Source organism: Pseudoxanthomonas sp. GW835-FHT14C01 (genome assembly GCF_058793715.1).
The window spans coordinates 686555-707250 of the sequence record NZ_JBXAGB010000001.1 but is presented as its reverse complement, the minus strand read 5'-3'; the positions used below and the strand labels follow the sequence as shown (position 1 = coordinate 707250).

At 69.0% G+C, this 20696-nt stretch carries 18 protein-coding genes; 8 read left to right on the top strand and 10 right to left on the bottom strand.

Annotated features, from left to right (window positions below; translation table 11 throughout):
* Nucleotides 1-41: 41 nt before the first annotated feature.
* A complete protein-coding gene (locus AC1Q5B_RS03095; protein ID WP_492630265.1) occupies nucleotides 42-989 on the bottom strand; it encodes a DegV family protein in 948 nt (315 codons plus the stop codon).
* A gap of 263 nt (nucleotides 990-1252) precedes the next feature.
* Between AC1Q5B_RS03095 and AC1Q5B_RS03090 the strand changes: the two genes are divergently transcribed.
* Complete coding sequence (locus AC1Q5B_RS03090; RefSeq protein WP_492630264.1) at nucleotides 1253-2929, top strand: sensor domain-containing diguanylate cyclase; 1677 nt, start codon at nucleotides 1253-1255, stop codon at nucleotides 2927-2929.
* A gap of 14 nt (nucleotides 2930-2943) precedes the next feature.
* On the opposite strand, the gene AC1Q5B_RS03085 is transcribed toward AC1Q5B_RS03090, so the two are convergent.
* Together AC1Q5B_RS03085 and AC1Q5B_RS03080 are read right to left on the bottom strand one after the other, a co-directional pair.
* Nucleotides 2944-4197, bottom strand: coding sequence for an amidohydrolase family protein (locus tag AC1Q5B_RS03085; protein ID WP_492630263.1), 1254 nt, complete (start codon nucleotides 4195-4197; stop codon nucleotides 2944-2946).
* 113 nt (nucleotides 4198-4310) lie between these two features.
* Nucleotides 4311-5732 (bottom strand): amidohydrolase, encoded by a 1422-nt coding sequence (locus AC1Q5B_RS03080; RefSeq protein ID WP_492630262.1) that lies wholly within the window; start codon nucleotides 5730-5732, stop codon nucleotides 4311-4313.
* Between the two features lie 114 nt (nucleotides 5733-5846).
* Here AC1Q5B_RS03080 and AC1Q5B_RS03075 point away from each other — a divergent pair, with 114 nt between their 5' ends.
* The 3 genes from AC1Q5B_RS03075 to AC1Q5B_RS03065 all read left to right on the top strand — a co-directional run bounded on the left by AC1Q5B_RS03075 (nucleotide 5847) and on the right by AC1Q5B_RS03065 (nucleotide 7916).
* Nucleotides 5847-6623: an AMP nucleosidase gene (locus tag AC1Q5B_RS03075; protein WP_192274337.1), complete on the top strand. Its 777-nt coding sequence runs from the start codon at nucleotides 5847-5849 to the stop codon at nucleotides 6621-6623.
* A gap of 275 nt (nucleotides 6624-6898) precedes the next feature.
* A complete protein-coding gene (locus tag AC1Q5B_RS03070) occupies nucleotides 6899-7333 on the top strand; it encodes a DUF695 domain-containing protein (RefSeq protein WP_492630261.1) in 435 nt (144 codons plus the stop codon).
* Between the two features lie 43 nt (nucleotides 7334-7376).
* Nucleotides 7377-7916 carry a DUF924 family protein gene (locus AC1Q5B_RS03065; protein ID WP_492630260.1) on the top strand — a complete coding sequence of 180 codons (540 nt, stop codon included), beginning with the start codon at nucleotides 7377-7379 and terminating at the stop codon, nucleotides 7914-7916.
* Between the two features lie 140 nt (nucleotides 7917-8056).
* Here the strand turns inward: AC1Q5B_RS03065 and grxD are convergent, their stop codons facing one another.
* A complete protein-coding gene (gene grxD / locus AC1Q5B_RS03060; protein ID WP_492630259.1) occupies nucleotides 8057-8986 on the bottom strand; it encodes a Grx4 family monothiol glutaredoxin in 930 nt (309 codons plus the stop codon).
* A 50-nt stretch (nucleotides 8987-9036) separates the two neighbouring features.
* On the opposite strand from grxD, the gene AC1Q5B_RS03055 reads away from it, so the two are divergent.
* Complete coding sequence (locus tag AC1Q5B_RS03055) at nucleotides 9037-9864, top strand: polysaccharide deacetylase family protein (protein WP_492630258.1); 828 nt, start codon at nucleotides 9037-9039, stop codon at nucleotides 9862-9864.
* 198 nt (nucleotides 9865-10062) lie between these two features.
* Here the strand turns inward: AC1Q5B_RS03055 and AC1Q5B_RS03050 are convergent, their stop codons facing one another.
* Genes AC1Q5B_RS03050 through AC1Q5B_RS03040 form a run of 3 tightly spaced genes read right to left on the bottom strand, consistent with a single transcriptional unit; the run spans nucleotide 10063 to nucleotide 12351 of the window.
* Nucleotides 10063-10710, bottom strand: coding sequence for an SGNH/GDSL hydrolase family protein (locus AC1Q5B_RS03050; RefSeq protein ID WP_492630257.1), 648 nt, complete (start codon nucleotides 10708-10710; stop codon nucleotides 10063-10065).
* A gap of 60 nt (nucleotides 10711-10770) precedes the next feature.
* Nucleotides 10771-11019, bottom strand: a complete 249-nt coding sequence (locus AC1Q5B_RS03045; protein WP_492630256.1) for a DUF4926 domain-containing protein — start codon at nucleotides 11017-11019, stop codon at nucleotides 10771-10773.
* Between the two features lie 51 nt (nucleotides 11020-11070).
* Complete coding sequence (locus tag AC1Q5B_RS03040) at nucleotides 11071-12351, bottom strand: pyridoxal phosphate-dependent aminotransferase (protein WP_492630255.1); 1281 nt, start codon at nucleotides 12349-12351, stop codon at nucleotides 11071-11073.
* A gap of 93 nt (nucleotides 12352-12444) precedes the next feature.
* Here AC1Q5B_RS03040 and rsgA point away from each other — a divergent pair, with 93 nt between their 5' ends.
* Nucleotides 12445-13593, top strand: a complete 1149-nt coding sequence (gene rsgA / locus AC1Q5B_RS03035) for a ribosome small subunit-dependent GTPase A (protein WP_492630254.1) — start codon at nucleotides 12445-12447, stop codon at nucleotides 13591-13593.
* 207 nt (nucleotides 13594-13800) lie between these two features.
* On the opposite strand, the gene gltS is transcribed toward rsgA, so the two are convergent.
* Nucleotides 13801-15003: a sodium/glutamate symporter gene (gene gltS, locus AC1Q5B_RS03030; protein ID WP_492630253.1), complete on the bottom strand. Its 1203-nt coding sequence runs from the start codon at nucleotides 15001-15003 to the stop codon at nucleotides 13801-13803.
* Nucleotides 15004-15086: 83 nt separating this feature from the next.
* Between gltS and AC1Q5B_RS03025 the strand changes: the two genes are divergently transcribed.
* Nucleotides 15087-16325, top strand: coding sequence for a flavohemoglobin expression-modulating QEGLA motif protein (locus AC1Q5B_RS03025; RefSeq protein ID WP_492630252.1), 1239 nt, complete (start codon nucleotides 15087-15089; stop codon nucleotides 16323-16325).
* A 48-nt stretch (nucleotides 16326-16373) separates the two neighbouring features.
* Nucleotides 16374-17018, top strand: coding sequence for a response regulator (locus AC1Q5B_RS03020; protein WP_492630251.1), 645 nt, complete (start codon nucleotides 16374-16376; stop codon nucleotides 17016-17018).
* Between the two features lie 3 nt (nucleotides 17019-17021).
* Here the strand turns inward: AC1Q5B_RS03020 and AC1Q5B_RS03015 are convergent, their stop codons facing one another.
* Both AC1Q5B_RS03015 and AC1Q5B_RS03010 read right to left on the bottom strand, forming a co-directional pair.
* On the bottom strand, nucleotides 17022-17936 hold the full coding sequence (locus AC1Q5B_RS03015) for an AEC family transporter (RefSeq protein WP_492630250.1): 915 nt from the start codon (nucleotides 17934-17936) through the stop codon (nucleotides 17022-17024).
* A gap of 22 nt (nucleotides 17937-17958) precedes the next feature.
* Nucleotides 17959-20601, bottom strand: a complete 2643-nt coding sequence (locus AC1Q5B_RS03010) for a hybrid sensor histidine kinase/response regulator (RefSeq protein ID WP_492630935.1) — start codon at nucleotides 20599-20601, stop codon at nucleotides 17959-17961.
* Nucleotides 20602-20696: the final 95 nt, after the last annotated feature.

Here is a 20696-nt window from a genome sequence, read left to right as displayed (position 1 = left end):
AACCTGGGGCATAGCGTCATCCAAGGCGCGTTAGCCCGCCGTTATGCCGGCTTGAACGGCGCTGGCGGTGCGGCGAAGGCGGCGACCACCGCGCCCTTGCCCACGTTGACCATGCCGGTCAGGCTCATCACGCTTTCGAACACCTCGACCTGGTTGTTCTCGCAGATGTCGCGCAGCCGCTGGTAGCCGGGCAGGGCGCGCAGTTCCGACAGCTCGCCGCCATAGCTCAGGCACACTGTCGGCGTCATCAGCCCGGCCATCACGCGGTTGCCGGTGAACTTGAACATCTGTTCCACCGCATTCTCGAAGCCCTTGATCTTGGCCACCGGCTCGGTGTTGCCGGCGTGGCCGTATAGCACGGGCTTGATGTCCAGCGCGCTGCCCAGCGCGGCGCTGAGCAGGCCGACGCTGCGGTCGCCCTTGGTGCGCGCGCGGTTGCGCAGGTAGTACAGGTCGCGCGGGATCATGTAGCCATGCGTGTTGTTGGCCAGTTCCTCCAGGCGCTCGCGGATCTGCTGCACCCCGGCACCGGCGTCGCGCATGCGCACGGCTTCCACCGCAGTGATGCCCTGCGCGGCGAACAGGTTCTGCGTGTCGATCACGCGCAGCGCGAACGGCGAGTTGTGGCCCGCGGCCTGACGCACCGGCTTGTAATCGTTGAGGATGGCGAAGCTGGCCTGCATCGCGTTCTCGTGGATCGGCGACCGCGTCTTGGTGATCGTCATGCAGAAGACGTGGTCGTAGTCGATCACCAGTCGGCCCAGGAACAGGTCGCGGATCTGGTTGACGGTGAACGGTGTGGTCTCCGCCTCGTGGCCGCGCTCGGCCACGTGCGCGTGCAGGAAGCTCAGCGTGGCCTGTTCGTCACGATGATCGGCCAGCACGGCTTCGCCGATCCGCACCGTGATCGGCAGGATGACGATGTTGTGTTGTTCCAGGTACTCCAGCGGCAGGTCGCACGCCGAATCGACGACTATTCCAATGCGCATCTAGCCCCTCCCGGCATTCGTCGCATTTGTATCTATCTCCGGAAAACTAGCGGAGAACGGCAGGCAAGTCGCTGGATAAACGCATGAAGTGTGCGGTGTGTCACTCTTTTGTGACATGAAGTGCGCGGGAAAACGGGTCCGCCGTCAGGTCGTGCCCGGGGCGCAGGCCCATAATTTGTGTGCTTCCAGTCACAAAAACGGCGGAATCGGGCTTGCCGTGCCTTTGCCCCGGCCCGACACTCGCCTGCTAGGGAAGGGGCTACATGACGCAGCGGTGGTGGTTGTCGCTGCTGTTGGTCCTGCTGCCGGCGGGCGCGCACGGGGAGAACATCGCGCGGATCGACCACCCCCAGCCGTCAGGGCTGGAACAGCAGGCCGGACAGCGCGCCGGATTGTTCTCGGAACGTCGCTTCGACAGCGGCGCCGCAGGCGTGCGCGCGATCGGCAACGGCGAATGGCGGGTGCTGCCGAAGCCCGGCGTCTCCGAGCCCTTGCTGGTGCTCTACCACCCCTACACGGCGCGCGTGACCGTGCAGGATCGCCACGGTGGCCCGCTGCGGCGGCAGGACATCTTCAGTCCCGACCTCGATCCGCAATACAGCCGCCGCGCGCTGGTGTTCCGGCTGAGCGGCGATGGGCCGGTCGAGGTCAAGGTCGAGGGCGCGCGCTACCCGCTGCGGATCGCGGTGGAATCCGCGCCCGCCTATGCTGCCGCTGATCTCCGGCACGTGCGGCTGGTATTGCCGGCGATCGGCATGGTGCTGGGCGTGTCGATGGTGGTGCTGCTGTTCTGGGCGATGCTGCGCGACCGCGTCTATCTGCTGTACGCCGCCGCCATGCTCTTCCAGTTGCTGTACGCGCTGTGCTCGTACGGCGAGGCGTACGCATGGCCGGGCCTGTCGTGGCTGGCGCGGTTCGGTGCGCAGGGCATCTGGTTCTCCGGGTCGCTGGCCACCATCCTGATGGTCTTCCTGTGGCTGGACTACGCCGGCCTGCGTCAGGCCACGCCGCGGTTGGCCATGGCGATGCGCGCCTTTGGCGTATACGGCTGCGGCGCGACCCTGATGCTGCTGTTGTCGCCGTGGCCCGTCGACAAGGCGTGGTTTCCCGACATCGCCAACGCCCTGTTCCTGCTGACCAACGCCGTGACGCTGGCCACGCTGGTCGTGGCCTGGACCCGCGGCCAGCGCCATGCCGCCTACGTCCTGATCGCGTGGGTACCGCTGCTCGTATTCACCATGACGCGCGCTTTCCGCTTCAGCGGAGGCGAACGGCCGGAACCGTGGCTGGAGTACGGCCTGCCGTGGGTGCTCGCGTTCACCGCCGTGGTGCTGGCCCTGGGCCTGGCGGACCGCATGTTGACCTTTCGGCGCGAGCGCGACAGCGCAAAGGCGCATGCCGAACGCGACGCGCTGACCGGCGTGCTCAACCGCGGCGCCATCGAGCACCGCCTCGACTGGGCGCTGATCGAACGCCAGCGCGAACACATCCCGGTGTCGCTGCTCTTCATCGACCTGGACCACTTCAAGCAGGTCAACGACCGCCACGGGCATGCGCTGGGCGATGCCTGCCTGCGCGCGGTGACGCGGGTGGTCAGCCAGCACTTCCAGTACGGCGACCAGCTGGGACGGCTGGGCGGCGAGGAATTCGTCCTGGTGCTGTCCGGCGTGGAGCTGCGTGCGGCCCTGCGCATCGGCGAAGAGGTCGGGGCGCGCATCCGGCACGATTGCGCGCGCGTGGAAGGGGTGGCGGTCGATGTCACCGCCAGCATCGGCGCGGCACAGGCGCGCGCTGGCGACACCGTCGCGTCCCTGATCGCACGCGCCGACCTGGCGATGTACGCGGCCAAGCGGGCCGGTGGCGATCGCATCGTCGCCGAGGACGCGCCCCGCCATGCCGCAGACAGCACGAAGGCGCCCGCAGGCGCCTCCGTGGACTGATATCCGCCCCGCGCTTACTTCGAATAAGCACGCGGCAGCGGACCGGCCTGCTGCAGGTAGCGGTCGCGAAGGTCGGTCTGGCGCGAGCGCATCGGGATCGCGCGACCGCCCAGCCACACCTGCTCCGCCGTGTTCGCCACATCGAGCGGATCGCCGGTCCACAGCACCAGATCGGCCAGCCTGCCCGGGGTGATGGTGCCCACCCGATCGCCCACACCGAACGTCTCCGCCGGCACGCGCGTCAGGCCCGCCAGGCCGTCTTCCCACGGCAGGCCGTTGGCCACCGCGTTGCCGGCCAGCTGGCGGTTCTTGCGCGCGTTGTGCGACTCGCCACCCTGGGAGAACCCCACCTGCACGCCGGCGGCATCCAGCCGCGCCGCGTTCTCCAGCGACGCGCCGATCTGGTCGAAGTCCGCCGGCAGATCGGCCAGCGCATCGACGAACACCGGCACCTTCGCCTGCGCGAGTTGCGGCGCGAGCTTCCACGCTTCCGCACCCCCGGCGATGGCGATGCGCACGTTCTCCCGCTGTGCCCAGCGCAGCAGCTGGCGGATGTCGGCCGCCCGGTTCACCTGCACCACGATGCGGCCGTTGCCGGCCAAGTAGCGCGCCAGCGTCGCGCGACCAGCGGGCGTCAGCAGCGCATGCGGCGAATCCACCGGCACGCGGCCGCGCGCTTCGGCCACCATCTGGTCCAGCAGCATCCACTGCGCTGCGCGCGACTTGCCGGCCAGCTCCGCACCGGCACTGCCCAGTCGCACGAACAGCGCGCGCGGACCGACCGGATCGGCGCTGCCGTCCAGCCGCATCACGCCGCCCTGGCCCGCAATGAACGAGCCGCCCGTCGACGCGGCCAGCAGAGTGAACCCGATGCCTTCCACGCGCGTCACCGGGATCACCACCGACGCCGGGTTGTAGGCCAGCGTCACGTCGAACTCGGGTCGCATCGGCTGGTCTTCCAGCGTCACCGATGCATCGACGGTGGACGATTCGCCCGACACCTCCTCGATCCCGATCTCGGTGATGCCGCCGAACAGCGCCGGCGTCAGCGGACGGCCATTGGCTTCCACCACCGTCGCGCCGGGTGCGGCCAGTCCGCTACCGACCGCTTGCACCACGCCATTGCGCACCAGCACGTCGGCGTTCCGCAGCGTGCCCTGCGCCCCGGCGGTATGCACGGTGGCGTTGCGGATCAGCACGTCCTGGGCGAAGGCGGCGAACGAGGTCGACGCCAGTGCAGCCACCAGCGCAAGCCTCTTCACCGTCATCCCGGCGAACGCCGGGACCCAGTGCCTCTTGCTATCCGCAGCGCGGGACCCGCCGAAAGTCGCTGGGTCCCGGCGTTCGCCGGGATGACGGGCGGGAAGATCATGGATGCGCTTCATGGCAACACCTCCTGCCCCAGCATGAAGTCCGATACTGGTTGCCTGCTCCGATCGTTGCGGTCGTAGATGCGTGCGCCGTCGATGTAGACCTGTTCGGCCTTGGCGTAGACGCTGAAGGGGTTCTGGTTCCACACCACCACGTCGGCCATCTTGCCGGCTTCCAGCGTGCCGGTGCGTTCGGCGATGCCCAGCGACTTCGCCGCGTTGCTGGTCATCCAGCGGATCGCACGCTCCGGCGCGATCTCGCCCATGCCGGCGCGACGCGCATTCGCCATCACTTTCGCCGCTTCCTGGTTGAGGCGCTGGATGCCTTCATCGGAATCCGAATGCACGATCGCGCAGCTGTTGGCCGGGCGGTCGACCAGGGCGATGTTCTCTTGGATGCCGTCGAAGGCTTCCATCTTGAAGCCCCACCAGTCGGCCCACAGCGCACCGCACACGCCGTCCTGCGCCAGCCGGTCGGCCAGCTTGTAGGCCTCCACGCCATGGTGGAAGGCGGCGATCTTGAAGCCGAACTCCTTCGCGAGGTCGAGCATCGTGGTCATCTCGTCGGCGCGGTAGCAGTGGATGTGCACCAGGATCTCACCGTTGATCGCGCCGGCCAGCGTGTCCAGCTTCAGATCGCGTTTGCCGCCGCTGTCGCCGCCGCTGTCCGCCTTGTCGTCGCCGCTGGCGCGTTCCCACCAGCGCTTCTTCTTCGGCTGCTGCGGCTTGGGCGCGTTCTTCTTCAGGTATTCGCTGGCATCGATGAAGGCCGCGCGGTAGCCGGCCACGTTGCCCATGCGCGTGGCCGGGCCGGCCTTGCCGCCGTACACGCGCTTGGGGTTTTCGCCGCAGGCCATCTTCAGGCCCCACGGCGCGCCGGGGAACTTCATGCCCTGGTAGCTGGTGGACGGCACGTTCTTCAGCGTCACGCCGCGGCCGCCGACCAGGTTGGCCGAGCCCGGCAGGATCTGCAGCGAGGTGATGCCGCCGGCCAGCGCGGTATGGAAGCCGGGATCCTGTGCCCAGATCGAATGCTCGGCCCACACGTTCGCGGTCACCGGCGCGGTCATCTCGTTGCCGTCGCTGTGCGCCTTGACGCCCGGGCTGGGGTACACGCCCAGGTGCGAGTGCACGTCGATCAGGCCCGGCGTCACCCACTTGCCGGTCGCGTCGACGCGCGTGGCGCCGTCCGGAGCGGACAGCCCGCGACCCACCGCCATCACCTTGCCGTCGGCCAGCAACACGTCGGCACCCTCCAGGCGTTCGCCGGTGCCGGTCAGCACGGTGGCGTTGGCCAGCAGCACGGGGCTCGAGGCCAGGGGCCTGTAGGTGCTCGGGTACGGATCCTGGGTGAAGCGGGAGGTGGGCGTGGCGGCCAGCGCGCTGCCGCCCAGCGAAGCCAGGACCAGCCCGGCCAACAAGGTCATTCGCATCGTGTATCCCCTGGAAGAGATCCGGAACCTAACCGGCCACGCCGTCGCTTGCCAAGTGCGTGCGTCGCAGTCGTGCCAGAATCGCCGGTACAACAACAAGAAAAAGAGGCTTCCATGAAGGACAAGAACGAGATCGTCGACAACTGGCTGCCGCGCTACACCGGCGTGCCCCTGGACCAGTTCGGCGAGCATGTGCTGCTGACCAACTTCGGCGGCTACCTCAATGTGTTTTCGCAGCTCACGGGCGCGCCCATCGTCGGCCTGGACCGGCCGATGGCCAGCGCCACCGCCGACGGCATCACCATGATCAACTTCGGCATGGGCAGCCCCAACGCCGCCACGATGATGGACCTGCTGTCGGCCATCATGCCCAAGGCGGTGCTGTTCCTCGGCAAGTGCGGTGGGCTGAAGCGCAAGAACCAGCTGGGCGACCTGGTGCTGCCGATCGCGGCGATCCGCGGCGAAGGCACCAGCAACGATTACCTGCTGCCGGAAGTACCGGCGTTGCCGGCGTTCGCGCTGCAGCGTGCGGTGTCGACGATGATTCGCGACCTGGGCCACGACTACTGGACCGGCACGGTCTACACCACCAACCGGCGCGTGTGGGAACACGACCTGGCGTTCAAGGAGCGCCTGCGCGCGATGCGCTGCATGGCCATCGACATGGAAACGGCCACCGTCTTCGCCGCCGGCTTCGCCAACCGCATCCCCTGCGGCGCACTGCTGCTGGTCAGCGACCAGCCGATGATCCCGGAAGGCGTGAAGACCGAAGCCAGCGACGCCAAGGTCAGCTCCTCGTTCGTCGAGAACCACATCACCGTCGGCATCGAAGCGCTGAAGCTGATCCGCCGCAACGGCAAGTCGGTGCGGCATTTGCGGTTTGATGAGTGAGTGCGTCCAACACTGCCGCTGATGCGATATCGCATCGGCGCGTGAGGAACAGGGTGGTGAAAACAGGGGGTGCCAGCGTGATGTTACTTTGCAGACATGCTGTCATGGTCGGATTGCTTCTTTACGGAGTGCTTCCCGTGCAAGCGGGCAGTGCTAGGGCCGCAGAGTCCCACGACCCTCTGGACGGGTTCGCAAACACAAGTGAAGCCGTGTCGTTGGCTCCCCCGGCCAAGCAATGGCAACCAGGCAAGGAGCAAAGACAGGCGAATTCCTCTATGCAATCCGAAACTGAGAATGGCGACGAACAGAAGTGGTTGCTGCTCCGATCGCTGACAGAAGACCGTCCCCATTTCGTGGGTGTGATTTCAGCGCTCCCACCGCGTGATGTGCGGGCCGCCTTCCCCGAGAGGGTCACGATCGTGGTCGCCTACGAAGAGGACGAAAAGGGCCTGCCGCTTTATGCGAACGACCTGAAGGCGCTCAACAGGCTGGAGGACGACATGCGTGAATGGGATCCCGAGCGGCGCGTCTTCCTCAACGCGGCACGCAGCACGGGGCTGGGGGAGCGGCGCTGGATCCTGTACGCATCGGACGTCGCTGCCATGGAGGCGCTGGTGCCGGAGAACGACATCATGGATATCTATACCGAGCACGATCCGGAATGGTCGGAGATCGCTGCCATTCTCGCCGGGATTCCAAAGGCCCATTGATCCGGTCTGTGAGATTCCCGCTGATTCCAGCCAGAGGAAAGCCATGAACGAATCCAACGACGTCATCACCTTCTGGAAGAACGCGGGCTACGAGAAGTGGTTCGCCAACGACGATGCGTTCGATGCCGAATTCGACCAGCGGTTCCGCGGGCTGCACTTCCGTGCGGCGCGGCGGGAACTGGAAGGCTGGATGGGCGATGCCGAGGGTGCGCTGGCGTTGATCCTGTTGCTGGACCAGTTCCCCCGCAACTGCTTCCGGCAGAGCGCGCATTCCTACGCCACCGACGGGCTGGCGCGGCACTACGCCACGCGCGCCATCGAAGCCGGTTTCGATGTGCAGGTCGATCCGGCGCTGAAGATCTTCTTCTACATGCCGTACGAACATTCCGAAGCACTGGACGACCAGCAGCGCGCACTGGACCTGTTTCGTGCCGTCGGCAATGAGGAGTACATGAAGTACGCGCAGCTGCACTACGACCTGATCGCCCGCTTCGGGCGCTTCCCGCATCGAAACGAGGCGATGGGGCGCACTTCCACGCAGGAGGAGCGCGACTACCTGGCGGCAGGCGGCTTCTCTGGATAGGTGGGTGGTGTTGGCTTGCGGGTGCGTCGCCGGCATTGAAAGGAAAGCATCGCACCCATAGGGCGCGATGCTTTTGCGGAAAGGCAAAAAGAAAGCGGGCCGAAGCCCGCTTTCCCATGTATCGCCTGCGCCGCGTCGGCTCAGTACTTGCTGATCGTGCCGTCCACGTCGTCGGCCCAGGCATGGATGCCGCCGGTGACGTTGTAGACATTGGCGAAGCCGAGCGCGCGGAACTCCTCCGCGGCCTGCTGGCTGCGGCCGCCGTGGTGGCACAGGAACGCCAGCGCGGTGTCCTTCGGCAGGGCTTCCAGCTCGGCGCGGCCAGCGCCGTCGAAGGTCTTGAAGGGCAGCTTCACCGCTGCGAGGGCGCGCTCGTCGGCCGGGCGCACGTCGACCAGCAGCACTTCGCTGGCGCGGACCTTCGCATCGGCATCCATCGGCGACAGCGCCTGCACCGGCTTGGGTGCGTTGGGGTTGTCGATGGCCAGGCCCTTGCCGCGGATGTCGTCGACCCAGTCGATGGTGATGCCGTCGGCGCGGCGCGCGCTGGCCAGGTCGAACTGCACGCGCACGCCGTTGGATTCGCTGGCGATGGCGTTGGCGTCGAACTGCGCCAGTTGGAAGTTCGGCTGGAACTGCGCGTTGATCGACAGTGCCAGCGCGGCGCCCGGGCCGGCGTCGGCCACGGCGTTCTGCAGCATCTCGGCGGCGGCAGGCGTGATCGTGATCGCCGGCGGGGTGCGGTCGGGGGCGGCGAGCCCCAGCACGGTGGCCAGTTCGCCGGAGTTGGTCATCTGCTCGATGATGTCGCTGCCGCCGACCAGTTCACCGTCGATGTACAGCTGCGGGATGGTCGGCCAGTCGCCGTAGACCTTGATGCCCTCGCGGATCTCCTGGTCGGCCAGCACGTTGACGTGCGCGTAGTCCACGCCCAGCGCCGATAGCGCGCCGACGGCCTTGGCCGAGAAGCCGCACTGCGGCATGGTCGGCTGGCCCTTCATGAAGAGCACCACGCGGTTGGACTGCAGGAGGGATTCGATGCGCGAGCGCAGGGCGGGATCGAGGGACATGTCGGGCACCGGAAAGCGTGAAGGGCGTGGGGGAGGGGATTTTACGCCCCGTGGCATCATGGGGCATGAGCACGACAGGAACACTGCATCGTCCGCCGCGTCGTCCCGGACTGATATTGGGCCTGCTGGCGCTGTCGCAAGTGGCCGTGGCGTGGCTGTGGTGGCGGTACGGCTGGCGGATCGGCCTGCCGGCGATGCTGGCCACCCACCTGCCGGTGGTCTGGGCCACGCTATACCCGCGCGCCACCCTGTTCTGCCCGGCGCTGTCGCGTCTGCCCACCCGCGAACGCGTGGTCTGGCTGACCATCGACGACGGCCCCTCCGGCGACACCGCCGCGATGCTCGACCTGCTGGACCGGTACGGGGCGAAGGCGACCTTCTTCCTGGTCGGCGAGCGCGCGCTGGCGCAGCCGGACGCGGTCCAGGCTATCCGCGACCGCGGCCATGCCATCGGCAACCATAGCGCCACGCACCCGGACACGCGTTTCTGGCGGCTGGGACCGGGCGCGCTGGAGGATGAGATCGGCCGCAGCCAATCGACGCTCACCGCGATCACCGGCGAGACGCCGCGCTGGTACCGCAGCGTGGTGGGCATGACCAATCCCTTTGTCGGCCTGTCGCTGAAGCGCCACGGCCTGACCCGGGTGGCGTGGAGCGCGCGCGGCTTCGACGGCGTCGACTGCCAGCCCGACAAGGTGCTGGCGCGCATCACCCGCGACATCGCACCGGGGGCCATCGTGCTGCTGCATGAAGGCGCCGCACACGGGCACAACGTCGCGATCCTCACGCAGCTTCTGGCGTGGCTGGACGCGCAGGGCTATCGCACGGTGTTGCCGGAATCGGACGCGGAACTCGATCCGCAGATCGCGGTGGCGTGACGCGTCAGCGTGGCGCATCGGACCCTTCTCCCTCCGGGAGAAGAGCCTGCCCCGTACTCGATACGGGGTGGCGCGCAGCGCCGGATGAGGAGCGGTGAGATCGGGGAGGTTCGCCGCCAATGATTTCGTCGGCCCCTCACCCCAACCCCTCTCCCGACCGGAGAGGGGCTTAAGCGAGCCGCCGCCGCGCAGCGCACGCTACGCCAGCAGATGATGCGCGACCGGGAACGCGAGCCGCGTCCACTCGGTGTACATCGCGGCCGACGGATGCAGACCGTCGTCGGCGAGCATCGCCGCTTCGCCGCCACGCGACCGGCTGACGCCCGTGATGTCGACGAAGGCAACGCCGCGCTGCGCGCAGACCTGGCGCGCGGCGAGGTTGTAGGCGTCCAGTTCGCGCGCGATCTGCACGGTATCGCGGCCGGACTGCAAGGCGAATGGCGTGACGCCCCAGTCGGGGATCGACAGCACCAGCACGCGATCGTGACGCTGGCGGGCGAAGCCGATGGCGCGCCACAGCAGTGCGGCGAACTGCGTGCGGTACTCCTCCACGTCGCGGCCGCGGTACTGGTTGTTGACGCCGATCAGCAGCGTGACGAAATCGTGCTCACCCAGTGGTTCCGCCGCGGTGATCGCGGCGTCGAGTTCGTCCGTGGTCCAGCCGGTCGTGGCGATGATGCGCGGATCGCCCAGCAGCACGCCCTCCCTCCGCAGCAGGCGCGCCAGCTGCACAGGCCAGCGGCCCGCCTCGTCGACCCCTTCGCCGATGGTGTAGGAATCGCCGAGCGCGAGGTAGCGCATCTCGGTGGTGAGGGCGGTGGTATGCGGGTCGGCGATGGTGGTCATGGAATCTGCCTGTGGGAGCGACGTGAGTCGCGATGGACGACGAGGAGATCCGCTCGCGACTCACGTCGCTCCCACAGGCGAAACCCGCTCGATTTCGTCCTGGAACAACGTGGCCAACCAGCGCGTGCGGCCGTCAGGACCGACACACTCGACCTCATAGGCCGTACGCGTATCGGGTGCCGTCAGGACCATCACGATCGTCCCCAGGTCGCCGATGCAGACGTCCTTCGCTTGGGACAGGGGCAAGTCGATACGCTCGGACGTCATCGATGCGACCACCCGGACGACGTCATAGACTTCCAGTGCCATCTTGCCTCCTTGCCAACCTGCCCCGCGGTGCGATGGCAGGACGATGTATCGCTACGCCGCCGCCGGCCGCGACTTGCCCTTGATCGGCACCACCTTGGTGGCCGCTTCGGCGCGGCGCGACAGGGCGCGGTCGATGCGGGCGAAGACTTCGCGCATCGTCGCCGCTTCCGGCAGCAGCGTGACGCGGAAATGGTGGCGGTAGGGCACGTTGAAGCTGGAGCCCGGCACGACCAGCACGCCTTCGGTTTCCATCAGCTCCAGTGCGAACACGTGGTCGTCGAAGTTCTTCGCCGCATCGCCGACCACCGCCGGGAACGCGTACAGCGCGCCGGCCGGGTTCACCAACTCCAGGTGAGGGCTGGCCTCGCAGGCCTCGATCACCGCGCGGCGGGTTTCGTACAGGCGGCCGCCCGGTGCGCACAGCGCACTGATCGTGTCCGGTCCGTTGACCGCCGCCTCGATCGCGTACTGGCCCGGCACGTTGGCGCACAGGCGCAGTGCGCTGAGCAGGTCCATCGCGTGCAGGAAGTCGCGCACCACGTCGCCGTGGCCGGACACCACGCCCCAGCCCACGCGCCAGCCGCAGGCGCGGTGCACCTTGCTGAGGCCGCTGAAGGTGATGCACGGCACGTCGCCGGCGAGCGGCGCGACCGGCACGAAGGCGGCGCCGTCGTACAGCACCTGGTCGTAGATCTCGTCGACCATCAGCAGCAGGCGATGCTTCGCCGCGATGGCGACGATGCGCTCCAGCAGCTCGCGCGAATACGTCGCGCCGGTCGGGTTGTTCGGGTTGATCAGCACGATAGCGCGCGTGCGCGAACTGATCAGCTGCTCGATCTCGTTCGGATCGGGCTGGAAGTCGTTGTCGGGATCGCAGCGGTAGTACACCGGGCGACCGTCGTTGAGGATGGTCGCCGCCGACCACAGCGGATAGTCGGGCGAAGGCACCAGCACTTCATCGCCGGGATTGAGCAGCGCACGCAGCGACAGGTCGATCAGTTCCGACACGCCGTTGCCGACGAACACGCGGTCCGGGTGCGCATCCGGCGTGCCGCGCTTGGCGTACGCCGCGGCGATCGCATCGCGCGCCGAGGGCAGGCCCTGCTGGTGCGTGTACGGATCGGTGCGGCCCATGTCGTCGGCGATCGCGCGCTGCAGGTGTTCCGGCGCGCGGAAACCGAAGGCCCCCGGGTTGCCGATGTTGAGCTTGATCAGCTTCTGCCCCTGCGCTTCCAGCTCCCGGGCTCGCCGTGCCAGTTCGCCCCGGATCTCGTAGCGGACTTCGGACAGGCGTTCGCGCGTGGCGAGCGGTTTGACGGGCGGGGTGGACATGGCGGCGACCGCACAGGGGCAAAATAGGGAAGGGGGGCCAGCTTAACGGATATTTAGCCTGTCCGGTCCCGCTGGCTTCAGCCCGCGTCTAGAATGCGCGCCATGCCCGAAACCCCCGTCCCGCCCGTGTCCGACGTCGCCCTCCTGCGGTCCATTGGCTGGCCGTACACGGGGGAACCGGAGGACCGCGCATGGCGCGAGGCGATGGCCGCGCACCCGCAGGCCACCCCGGCGCGGGTGATCGAGCAGCACCGCTCCGGCTACGTGGTGGCGAACGCCCCCGGCGACGGCGTGAAGGCCGAATCGCTGCCGGAGTGGCAGCGCCCCCGGTTCCCCGCCCATGAGCGCCCCGCCGTCGGCGACTGGGTGCTGCTGGAAGATGCCGCCTCGAAGCGCCCGCGCATCGTGGCGCTGCTGCCGCGCCACACCGGCATCAAGCGCGGTGCGGCCGGCGAGCATTACCACCAGCAGGTGATCGCCGCGAACATCGATACGGTGTTCATCGTCTGTGGCCTGGATGCCGACTTCAATCCGCGCCGCATCGAGCGCTACCTGCTGCTGGTCGGCGGCGGTGGCGCGCAGACGGCGGCTCCAGAACCCGTGATCGTGCTGACCAAGGCCGACCGCACCGAGTACGCCGACGACGCGGTCGAGGTGCTGGCCGACCTCACCGCGCAGGGCGTGCCGGTATTCACCGTCAACGCGAAGGATGCGGCGAGCGTCGCGCAGCTCGCACCGTGGCTGGAGCCGGGCCACACGGTGGTGCTGGTCGGCTCGTCCGGCGCGGGCAAGTCCACGCTGACCAACACGCTGCTCGGCGACGAGCGCATGAAGACCGGCGAAGTGCGCGAGAGCGATTCGCGCGGTCGCCATACCACCACCTTCCGCGCGCTGATCCCGCTGCCGGCGGGCGCGTGCCTGATCGACACGCCCGGCATGCGCGAGCTGAAGCCGACCGGCGAGGAAGACCTGGCCGACGGCGGCTTCGCCGACATCGAGGCGCTGGCCGAGCAGTGCAAGTTCCGCGACTGCTCGCACGACCGCGAGCCCGGCTGCGCCGTGCGCGCGGCGATCGAGCGCGAGGAACTGGACGAAGGCCGCTTCCTCAACTACCTCAAGCTGCGCGACGAGGTCGCCGCGGCGGCCGACAAGCTCGCCTCGCGGCTGGCCGACAAGGCCAACGCCAAGGTACAGAACAAGGCGTTGAACAAGCGCCTCGCCGACAAGTACGGCAAGCGGTGATTCCCGTCGTAGAGCCGAGCTCGCTCGGCTGCGCGATGTTTGATGTCGCGGGTGATGGATAGGGGAGCAGCGGAGCAAGCTCCGCTCTACCAAAGAGGGGCGCCTTGACGTAGAGCCGAGCTTGCTCGGCTGCGCGATGTTTGATGTCGCGGGTGATGGACAGGAAAGCAGCGGAGCAAGCTCCGCTCTACGCGGGTGATGTCCGCTTCAATCCCACAGGTTGATGAACCCGGTGATGATCAGCGCATTCGTGAAGTCGATGAAGAACGCGCCGACCAGCGGGGCGACGAGGAAGGCGCGCGGGGCCATGCCGTAGCGTTCGACCAGCGTGCGCATTACCGCCATCGCGTTGGCGGTGGTGCCGAGCATGAAGCCGATGAAGCCGCCGCCCATCACCGCCGCGTCGTAGTCGCGGCCCATCACCCGGAACACCACGCCGCAGAACAGCGCCACCAGCACCACCTGCAGGCCGAGATTCACCAGCAGCGGCGCGGCCAGGCCGGCCAGTTCCCACAGTTTGAGGTTCATCAGCGCGACCGCGAGGAACAGGGCCAGGCAGACGTTGCCGATGAGGTCGGTGGTCGCCACCGGCAGGCCGATCCAGCCGGTGCGGTCGTCGACATAGCGGATCAATGCGCCGACCATCATCGCACCCACGTAGGCCGGCAGGGTGAGCCCGGCGGCGGACAGGCCGGCGCTGACGCCGGCGCCGGCCCACATCGCCACCAGGATCACCACGATGCTCTTCAGCGCGGCCGATTCGCGCGTGGCGAAATCGGGCGTGTCGCGCGCACCCGTCGGTTCGGCGGCGGATTCATCGGGTTTGCCCAGGCGCACGCCGCCGTAGAGTTTGTGGCGACGGATCAGCACCGTGGCCACCGGTCCGCCCAGCAGGCCACCGCAGACGATCCCCGCCATCGCCGAGGCGACCGCGATCGATTCGGCACCGGTGACACCGGCCTGCTCGAACAGGGGGGCGAACGCCAGGCCGGTCGCGGGTCCGCCGGTCAGCGTGGTGGAACCGGCCAGCACGCCGAACAGCGGATGCAGGCCGAAGCCCAGCGCCACCGCCATGCCCAGCAGGTTCTGCACGATGGCGAAGCCACTGGCCAGCAGCAGGAAGACCACCACCTGGCGCCCACTGAGCTTGAGCAGCGCCACGCTGGCGTTGACGCCGATGGTGGTGAAGAAGGCGATCATCAACGGCGCCTGCAGGCTGGTGTCCAGCGTGAAGAGGGCGACGCCGTGGCTGCGCGCCACCAGCACGGCCAGCGCGACCGCCAGGCCGCCGATCACCGGCGCGGGCAGGTTGTACCGGGAGAACAGCGGGACCACGCGGCACAGCGCGTAACCGAGGAACAGGGCGAGGCCGGCGAACGCCAGCGTCTGCACCGCATCGAGCTCCAGCATGCTGCCCCCGCAACCGTTGGACGAGCCCCGAGCATAGTCGAGTGGCGCGCCTCGTGGGCTACAGTGGCGCCCGGAGGATCCCGATGCAGCCCGATATCGCCCATCACGCCGCGCTTGATGCGCGCCTGGTCAAGGCCGTGCGCGGCATCAAGCTGCTCAGCCTGGCCAGCTGGCCGGCCGAGGCGCAGGCGCCGTTCCTCGACGGTGTCGCGCGTGGCCAGCCGCAGCTGCCGGCGATCGACTACCCGCGGCTGGACTTCAGCGACGCACGCCGCGAACTGGCCGCCATCGCCGCCGCGGCGGACGCGGCGCATCCGCTCGGCTGCTACCTGCGCGAGTCGGTGCGCAGCTGGGACATTGCCGCGCAGCTGCTGGAATCGCTGGGCACGCCCGCGGTGACCATGCACTCGATCGCGCTGTTCGGCACGCCGGAGGAATGCCTGCCCGGCGACGGCCCGACCACACGCGATGCGGCCGGCCATTTCATCGCCATCGCCAACGATCTCGACCACGAATTGCTGGCGCCGGAGGAGCAGATCCCGGTGTCGGCGACCGCGCTGCAATTGCAGCTGCAGGCGGACCTGGACGATTTCTTCGACGGCCGCGTCATCACGGTGGAGCTGGATCGGCAGCTGATCGCCAAGGCCGCGGCCGGTGCGACGCGCATCCGGCTGCGGCATGGCGCCGCCTTCAGCGATTACGACCGCCGGCAGCTGCTGCAGCACGAAGCGCTGGTGCATTCGCTGACCGCATTGAACGGGCGCGAGCAGACGGTGCTGCCCAGCCTGGCGCTGGCCTCACCGCGCGTCACCGCCACGCAGGAAGGACTGGCGACGTTCGCCGAGCAGATCACCGGCAGCATCGACATCGAGCGGATGAAGCGCATCAGCCTGCGCATCGAGGCAGTGGCGATGGCGCTGGCCGGCGCCGACTTCATCCAGGTGTTCCGCTACTTCACCGACGCGGGGCAGAACCCGGCCGAGAGTTTCTCGTCCGCGCAGCGCGTGTTCCGTGGCGTACCCACGACGGGCGGTGCGGCGTTCACCAAGGACACGGTGTACCTGCGCGGGCTGATCGGCGTGCATACGTTCTTCCGGCGCTCGCTGCAGCAGGACCGGCTGCGGCTGTGCCGGCGCCTGTTCGCCGGCAAGATGACGCTGGAGGATGTCGGCATGTTCGAGCCGATGTTCGAGGCCGGCGTGCTGGTGCCGCCGCGCTGGCTGCCGAGCTGGGTCAGCCGTGCCAATGGGCTGGCGGGCATGCTGGCGTTCTCGCTGTTCGCCAACCGGATCCGCCTGGACAAGTTGTCGACCGGCGCCTAGCCACAAAGTGGTACGCGCCGCGCGCGACACTGGTGGCACACTGGGCGCATGAGTTCGCCTTCCATCCTCGTCGCCGACGACCATCCGCTGTTCCGCACCGCAGTGATCCATGCGCTGCGCGAGGCGCTGCCGGGCGCCACCGTCGCCGAAGCGGCCAGCGCCGCCAGTCTCGGCCAGGCACTGGATGCGCGGCCGGATACCGACCTGGTGCTGCTGGACCTGACCATGCCGGGCGCGCACGGCTTCTCCGCGCTGCTGCACGTGCGCGGCGAGCATCCCGAAGTGCCGGTGGTGGTGATCTCGTCGAACGAGCACCCGCGGGTGATCCGGCGCGCGCAGCAGTTCGGCGCGGCCGGCTTCATTCCGAAGTCGTCGCCGGCCGAGACCATCGGCGAGGCGGTGGTGGCGGTGCTCGACGGGGGCGCGTGGTTCCCGCCGCTGACCGTCGAGCGTTCCGAGCAGGATGCCGCGCTCGCGGCGCGGCTCGCGCAGCTGACCCCGCAGCAGTTCCGCGTGCTGCTGTGCCTGGCCGATGGCCTGCTCAACAAGCAGATCGCCCACGAGCTGGGCCTGGCCGAGAACACGGTGAAGGTGCACGTCACCGCCATCCTCAAGAAGCTGGAATGCCACAGCCGCACGCAGGCGGCGGTGCTGGTGAAGTCGCTGGAGCCGGAAGGCCCGCCGCTCGAGTGAGGCTCAGCCCGGCCAGCGCGGCAGTTGCATCGCCAGCGGCACCGTCGCCGCGGCCAGCAGCGTCTGCCATGTCACCAGCGACGCCATCAGCGGCGCGTCGCCGCCCATCTGGCGCGCCATGATGTAGGCGTTCGATGCGGTCGGCAGCGCGGCGTAGAAGCAGGCCGCTACCGTCACCGGCGCGCTGGCGTCCAGCCAGCGGCAGACCAGCACCGCCAGCAGCGGCAGGGCGAGCAGCTTCAGCGCGGAGGTCGCACCGAGCAGCGCCGGACGCACGTGGTCGCGGGTGAACTGCAGGCCGCCGCCCACGCACAGCAGACCCAGCGCCAGCGCCGCATCGGCGAGGATGTCGAGCGTCGCCGCCAGCGAGACGGGCAGCGGCAGGCCGCCGAGGTTGAACAGCAGGCCGGCCAGCGTCGCCAGGATGATCGGGTTGCGCGCCAGCGCCCGCGCGATGCCGCGCGCGCTGGCATCGCCACTGCCCCAGACCGCCAGCGCGACCACCGCGATCACGTTGACCACCGGCAGGCAGATCGCCAGCGCCAGCATCACCATCGCGGTGGTTTCTGGGGGGAACAACAGCGCCGCCACCGCCAGCCCGAAGTAGCTGCTCGGCCGCACCGCGCCCTGCACCACCGATGAGCGGCTGGGATCGGGCAGGCGCTTCGCGAACCGCAGCGCCAGCAGCACAATGCCGGTCAGCAGCAACGTGGGCAGCAGCGCGGCCAGCGACAGGTCGAGGGCGTCGGTGGCGGACAGCTTCAACCGTGCGGCACCGACGAACAGGAGCGCCGGGAAGGCGACGTAGAAGGAAAACCATTCCATCGCCGGGAACAGGCCGTCGGGGACGCCCGGCATCCGTCGCAGCACGGCGCCGAGCAGCACGATGGCGAGGACGGGAATGACGTAGGTCAGCATCGGCGCGGCATCGGGTCTGTCCTCAGCGCGCGCGGCGCACGTGGAGTTGGGTCATCAGTGCGCGCAGCGCCGCGGGTTTCACCGGCTTGGCGAGGAAGCCCCAGCCATGCTGCAGCGCCAGCGCGCGCAGCGCATCGTCGCGCTCGGCGGTCACCAGGACGACCGGCGGCGCGCTGCCCCAGCGTTCGCACAGGCGCGTGTAGAGCGTCGGGCCATCGGTGTCGCCCAGCCGCACGTCGAGCAGCAGCAGGTCGGGCGCCTGTCCCGGCATCGCCGCCGCCAGCGCGTCGGTCGGGCCGGCCGCCAGGCCGACGTCGCACTCCCAGCGCTGCAGCAGCGCGCGCGTGGCCTCGCAGACGCGCGGATCGTCGTCCACGCACCACACACGGCGGCCACGCAGCGGCGAACCGTCGTCGATATCGGCGGCGACCGGCGGCGGCGCCGTCATCGCACCGGCGGCGATGCCGCGCGGCAGCTCCACCCAGAACACGCTGCCGCGCCCGAGTTGCGAGCGCAGGCCGATGCGGTGGCCGAGCAGGCGGCCGATGCGTTCGACGATGGCCAGGCCCAGACCGGCGCCACGGTCGTTGGCGACGCCGTCGTTGAGCCGGCGGAACTCTTCGAAGATCTCCGCCTGCAGGCTTTCCGGAATGCCCGGTCCCTGGTCGTGCACCTCGATGCGCAGGCCGTCGCCGCTGCGACGCACGCCCAGCAGCACGCGCCCGCGCGGCGTATAGCGGATCGCATTGGACAGGAAGTTCTGCAGGATGCGGCGCAGCAGCGCTTCGTCGCTGCGCACCACGGCCCGCGTGCGCACGCTGTCCAGCACCAGGCCGCGCTCGGACGCGAGCATGCCGAATTCGCGCGCCAGCGCGTCCAGCAGCGGCGCCACCGCGAAGTCGCGCACGCGCGTCGGCAGGGTGCCGGACTCCAGCCGCGCGATGTCGAGCAGGCTGTTGAGGATGGCGTCCTGCGCGGTCAGCGCGTTGTCGACATGGTCGGCGATGCGGCGCGCCTCATCCTCGTGCAGGCGACCGCGCAGCGCCGAGACGAACATGCGCGCCGCGTTGAGCGGCTGCAGCAGGTCGTGCACGGCGGAGGCGACGAAGCGGGTCTTGTAGCGGTTGGCGTTTTCCGCCGCCAGGGTGGCGTCCGCGAGCGCGCGCGTGCGCTCCTCCACGCGGTGCTCCAGGGCGTCGGCCAGCGAGCGCAGTTCGCGCGCCGCGTTCTTGTAGCTGGTGATGTCGGCATAGCTGGTGACGAAGCCGCCGTCCGGCAGCGGGTTGCCGCGGATCTCCAGCACCACGCCGTCGTCCTTTTCGCTCTCGCGCATGTGCGGCTTGCCGCTGCGCAGGTGCTCGAGCCGGCGCTGGATCGCCTCTTCCACCGGTCCGGGGCCGAGCAGGCCGCGGCGTGCGTTGTGGCGGAACACGTCCTCGATCGGCCGGCCGACGTGGATCAGGTCGGGCGGGAAGCGGAACAGCTCCACGTAGCGCGAATTCCACGCCACCAGCCGCAGGTCGGCGTCGATGATGACCACGCCCTGCGGCAGGTGCTCCAGGCTGCGGCTGAGTCCGGCATCGGCCGAGCGCGCCGCCTCGACGATGCCGTCCTGCGCGGTGCGCAGCTCCTGCGCGTGCTGCTGCAGCACGGCTTCCAGCTCCTCGCGGCTGCGCCGCTGCAGCAGCGCGGTACGACGGCGCTGCTGCACGAACAACGCCAGGAACGACAGCGCCAGCCAGCCGCCGCCGGCCGCGAGCGCGGCGCTGCGGCCGGCGGCGGTGATCGCCGACGCATCGTGCAGCAGGTGCAGCTGCCAGCCTTCCTCGGGCAGCGCCATCGATTGCCACAGCAGGGTGCCGGCCAGCGCCGGATCGCGCATCTGCACGCGGTGCGCGCCATCGCCGGATGCCGACAGGTCCTGCCATTGCAGGGGGGTCAGCGTCTGCCGCGCATACTGGCGCGTCGCCGTCAATTCGCGGCGGTCGGCGTCGGTCAATGTCCGCAGCGTCCGGTAGCGCCATGCATCCTGGCTGGCGAGGAAGACCACCCCGTGCGCATCGCTGACCAGCACGATGTCCGGCGTCTGCAGCCATTCCTGTTCCAGCGCATCCAGTTCGATCTTGATGACGACCAGGCCGACCACCTCGCCGCCGTCGCCGTGGATCGCCTGCGACAGGAAGTAGCCGGGCTCGCCGGTGGTCAGGCCGATGCCGTAGAACTGGCCCTGGCCGTCGCGCAGCGCCTGTTTCACGTAGGGCCGGAAGCTGTAGTTCTCGCCCACGTTGCTGGTCGGCTCGCGCCAGTTGCTGGCCGCCAGCGCGATGCCGTGGCGGTCGATCAGCGTCAGCGTCGACGAGCGGGTGACGCTGTTGGCGTCCTCCAGGCGCTGGTTCAGCGCGTTGCGACGCGCATCGTCCGCCGGGGAGGCCAGCGCGGCGCGCAGGTCCGGATCCTGCGCCAGCACCTGCGGCAACGTGCGGTAGCGGTCGATGCGTTGCTGCAGCGCCTGCGCGTGCAGGTCCAGCTGGCGATCCAGCTGCGCGGTTTCCGTGCGCTGCGCCCGCGCGCCGGCCCAGTGGTAGGCCAGCGCCATGACCAGCGCGGCACCGCCCAGGATCGCCAGCACGACGGAGAGGATCTGGCGGTGGCGGCGGGCACGCAGCATGGGCGCCCAGTCTACGGGTGCGCGGCGGCAGGCGTGGCGGCTAGTACCAATAGGTTATCGGTGCGGCGGCGAAGCGGGGGTACAACATGCCG

Excerpts from the sequence above, each read along its gene's own strand:
- AC1Q5B_RS03070 (WP_492630261.1), top strand. The coding sequence starts at position 6,899 with ATGCAATCCGAAACTGAGAATGGCGACGAACAGAAGTGGTTGCTGCTC.
- AC1Q5B_RS03075 (WP_192274337.1), top strand. The coding sequence starts at position 5,847 with ATGAAGGACAAGAACGAGATCGTCGACAACTGGCTGCCGCGCTACACC.
- gltS (WP_492630253.1), bottom strand. The coding sequence starts at position 15,003 with ATGCTGGAGCTCGATGCGGTGCAGACGCTGGCGTTCGCCGGCCTCGCC.
- AC1Q5B_RS03085 (WP_492630263.1), bottom strand. The coding sequence starts at position 4,197 with ATGACGGTGAAGAGGCTTGCGCTGGTGGCTGCACTGGCGTCGACCTCG.
- AC1Q5B_RS03090 (WP_492630264.1), top strand. The coding sequence starts at position 1,253 with ATGACGCAGCGGTGGTGGTTGTCGCTGCTGTTGGTCCTGCTGCCGGCG.
- AC1Q5B_RS03025 (WP_492630252.1), top strand. The coding sequence starts at position 15,087 with ATGCAGCCCGATATCGCCCATCACGCCGCGCTTGATGCGCGCCTGGTC.
- AC1Q5B_RS03095 (WP_492630265.1), bottom strand. The coding sequence starts at position 989 with ATGCGCATTGGAATAGTCGTCGATTCGGCGTGCGACCTGCCGCTGGAG.
- AC1Q5B_RS03040 (WP_492630255.1), bottom strand. The coding sequence starts at position 12,351 with ATGTCCACCCCGCCCGTCAAACCGCTCGCCACGCGCGAACGCCTGTCC.
- AC1Q5B_RS03050 (WP_492630257.1), bottom strand. The coding sequence starts at position 10,710 with ATGACCACCATCGCCGACCCGCATACCACCGCCCTCACCACCGAGATG.
- AC1Q5B_RS03080 (WP_492630262.1), bottom strand. The coding sequence starts at position 5,732 with ATGCGAATGACCTTGTTGGCCGGGCTGGTCCTGGCTTCGCTGGGCGGC.
- rsgA (WP_492630254.1), top strand. The coding sequence starts at position 12,445 with ATGCGCGCCATGCCCGAAACCCCCGTCCCGCCCGTGTCCGACGTCGCC.
- AC1Q5B_RS03065 (WP_492630260.1), top strand. The coding sequence starts at position 7,377 with ATGAACGAATCCAACGACGTCATCACCTTCTGGAAGAACGCGGGCTAC.
- grxD (WP_492630259.1), bottom strand. The coding sequence starts at position 8,986 with ATGTCCCTCGATCCCGCCCTGCGCTCGCGCATCGAATCCCTCCTGCAG.
- AC1Q5B_RS03015 (WP_492630250.1), bottom strand. The coding sequence starts at position 17,936 with ATGCTGACCTACGTCATTCCCGTCCTCGCCATCGTGCTGCTCGGCGCC.
- AC1Q5B_RS03020 (WP_492630251.1), top strand. The coding sequence starts at position 16,374 with ATGAGTTCGCCTTCCATCCTCGTCGCCGACGACCATCCGCTGTTCCGC.
- AC1Q5B_RS03045 (WP_492630256.1), bottom strand. The coding sequence starts at position 11,019 with ATGGCACTGGAAGTCTATGACGTCGTCCGGGTGGTCGCATCGATGACG.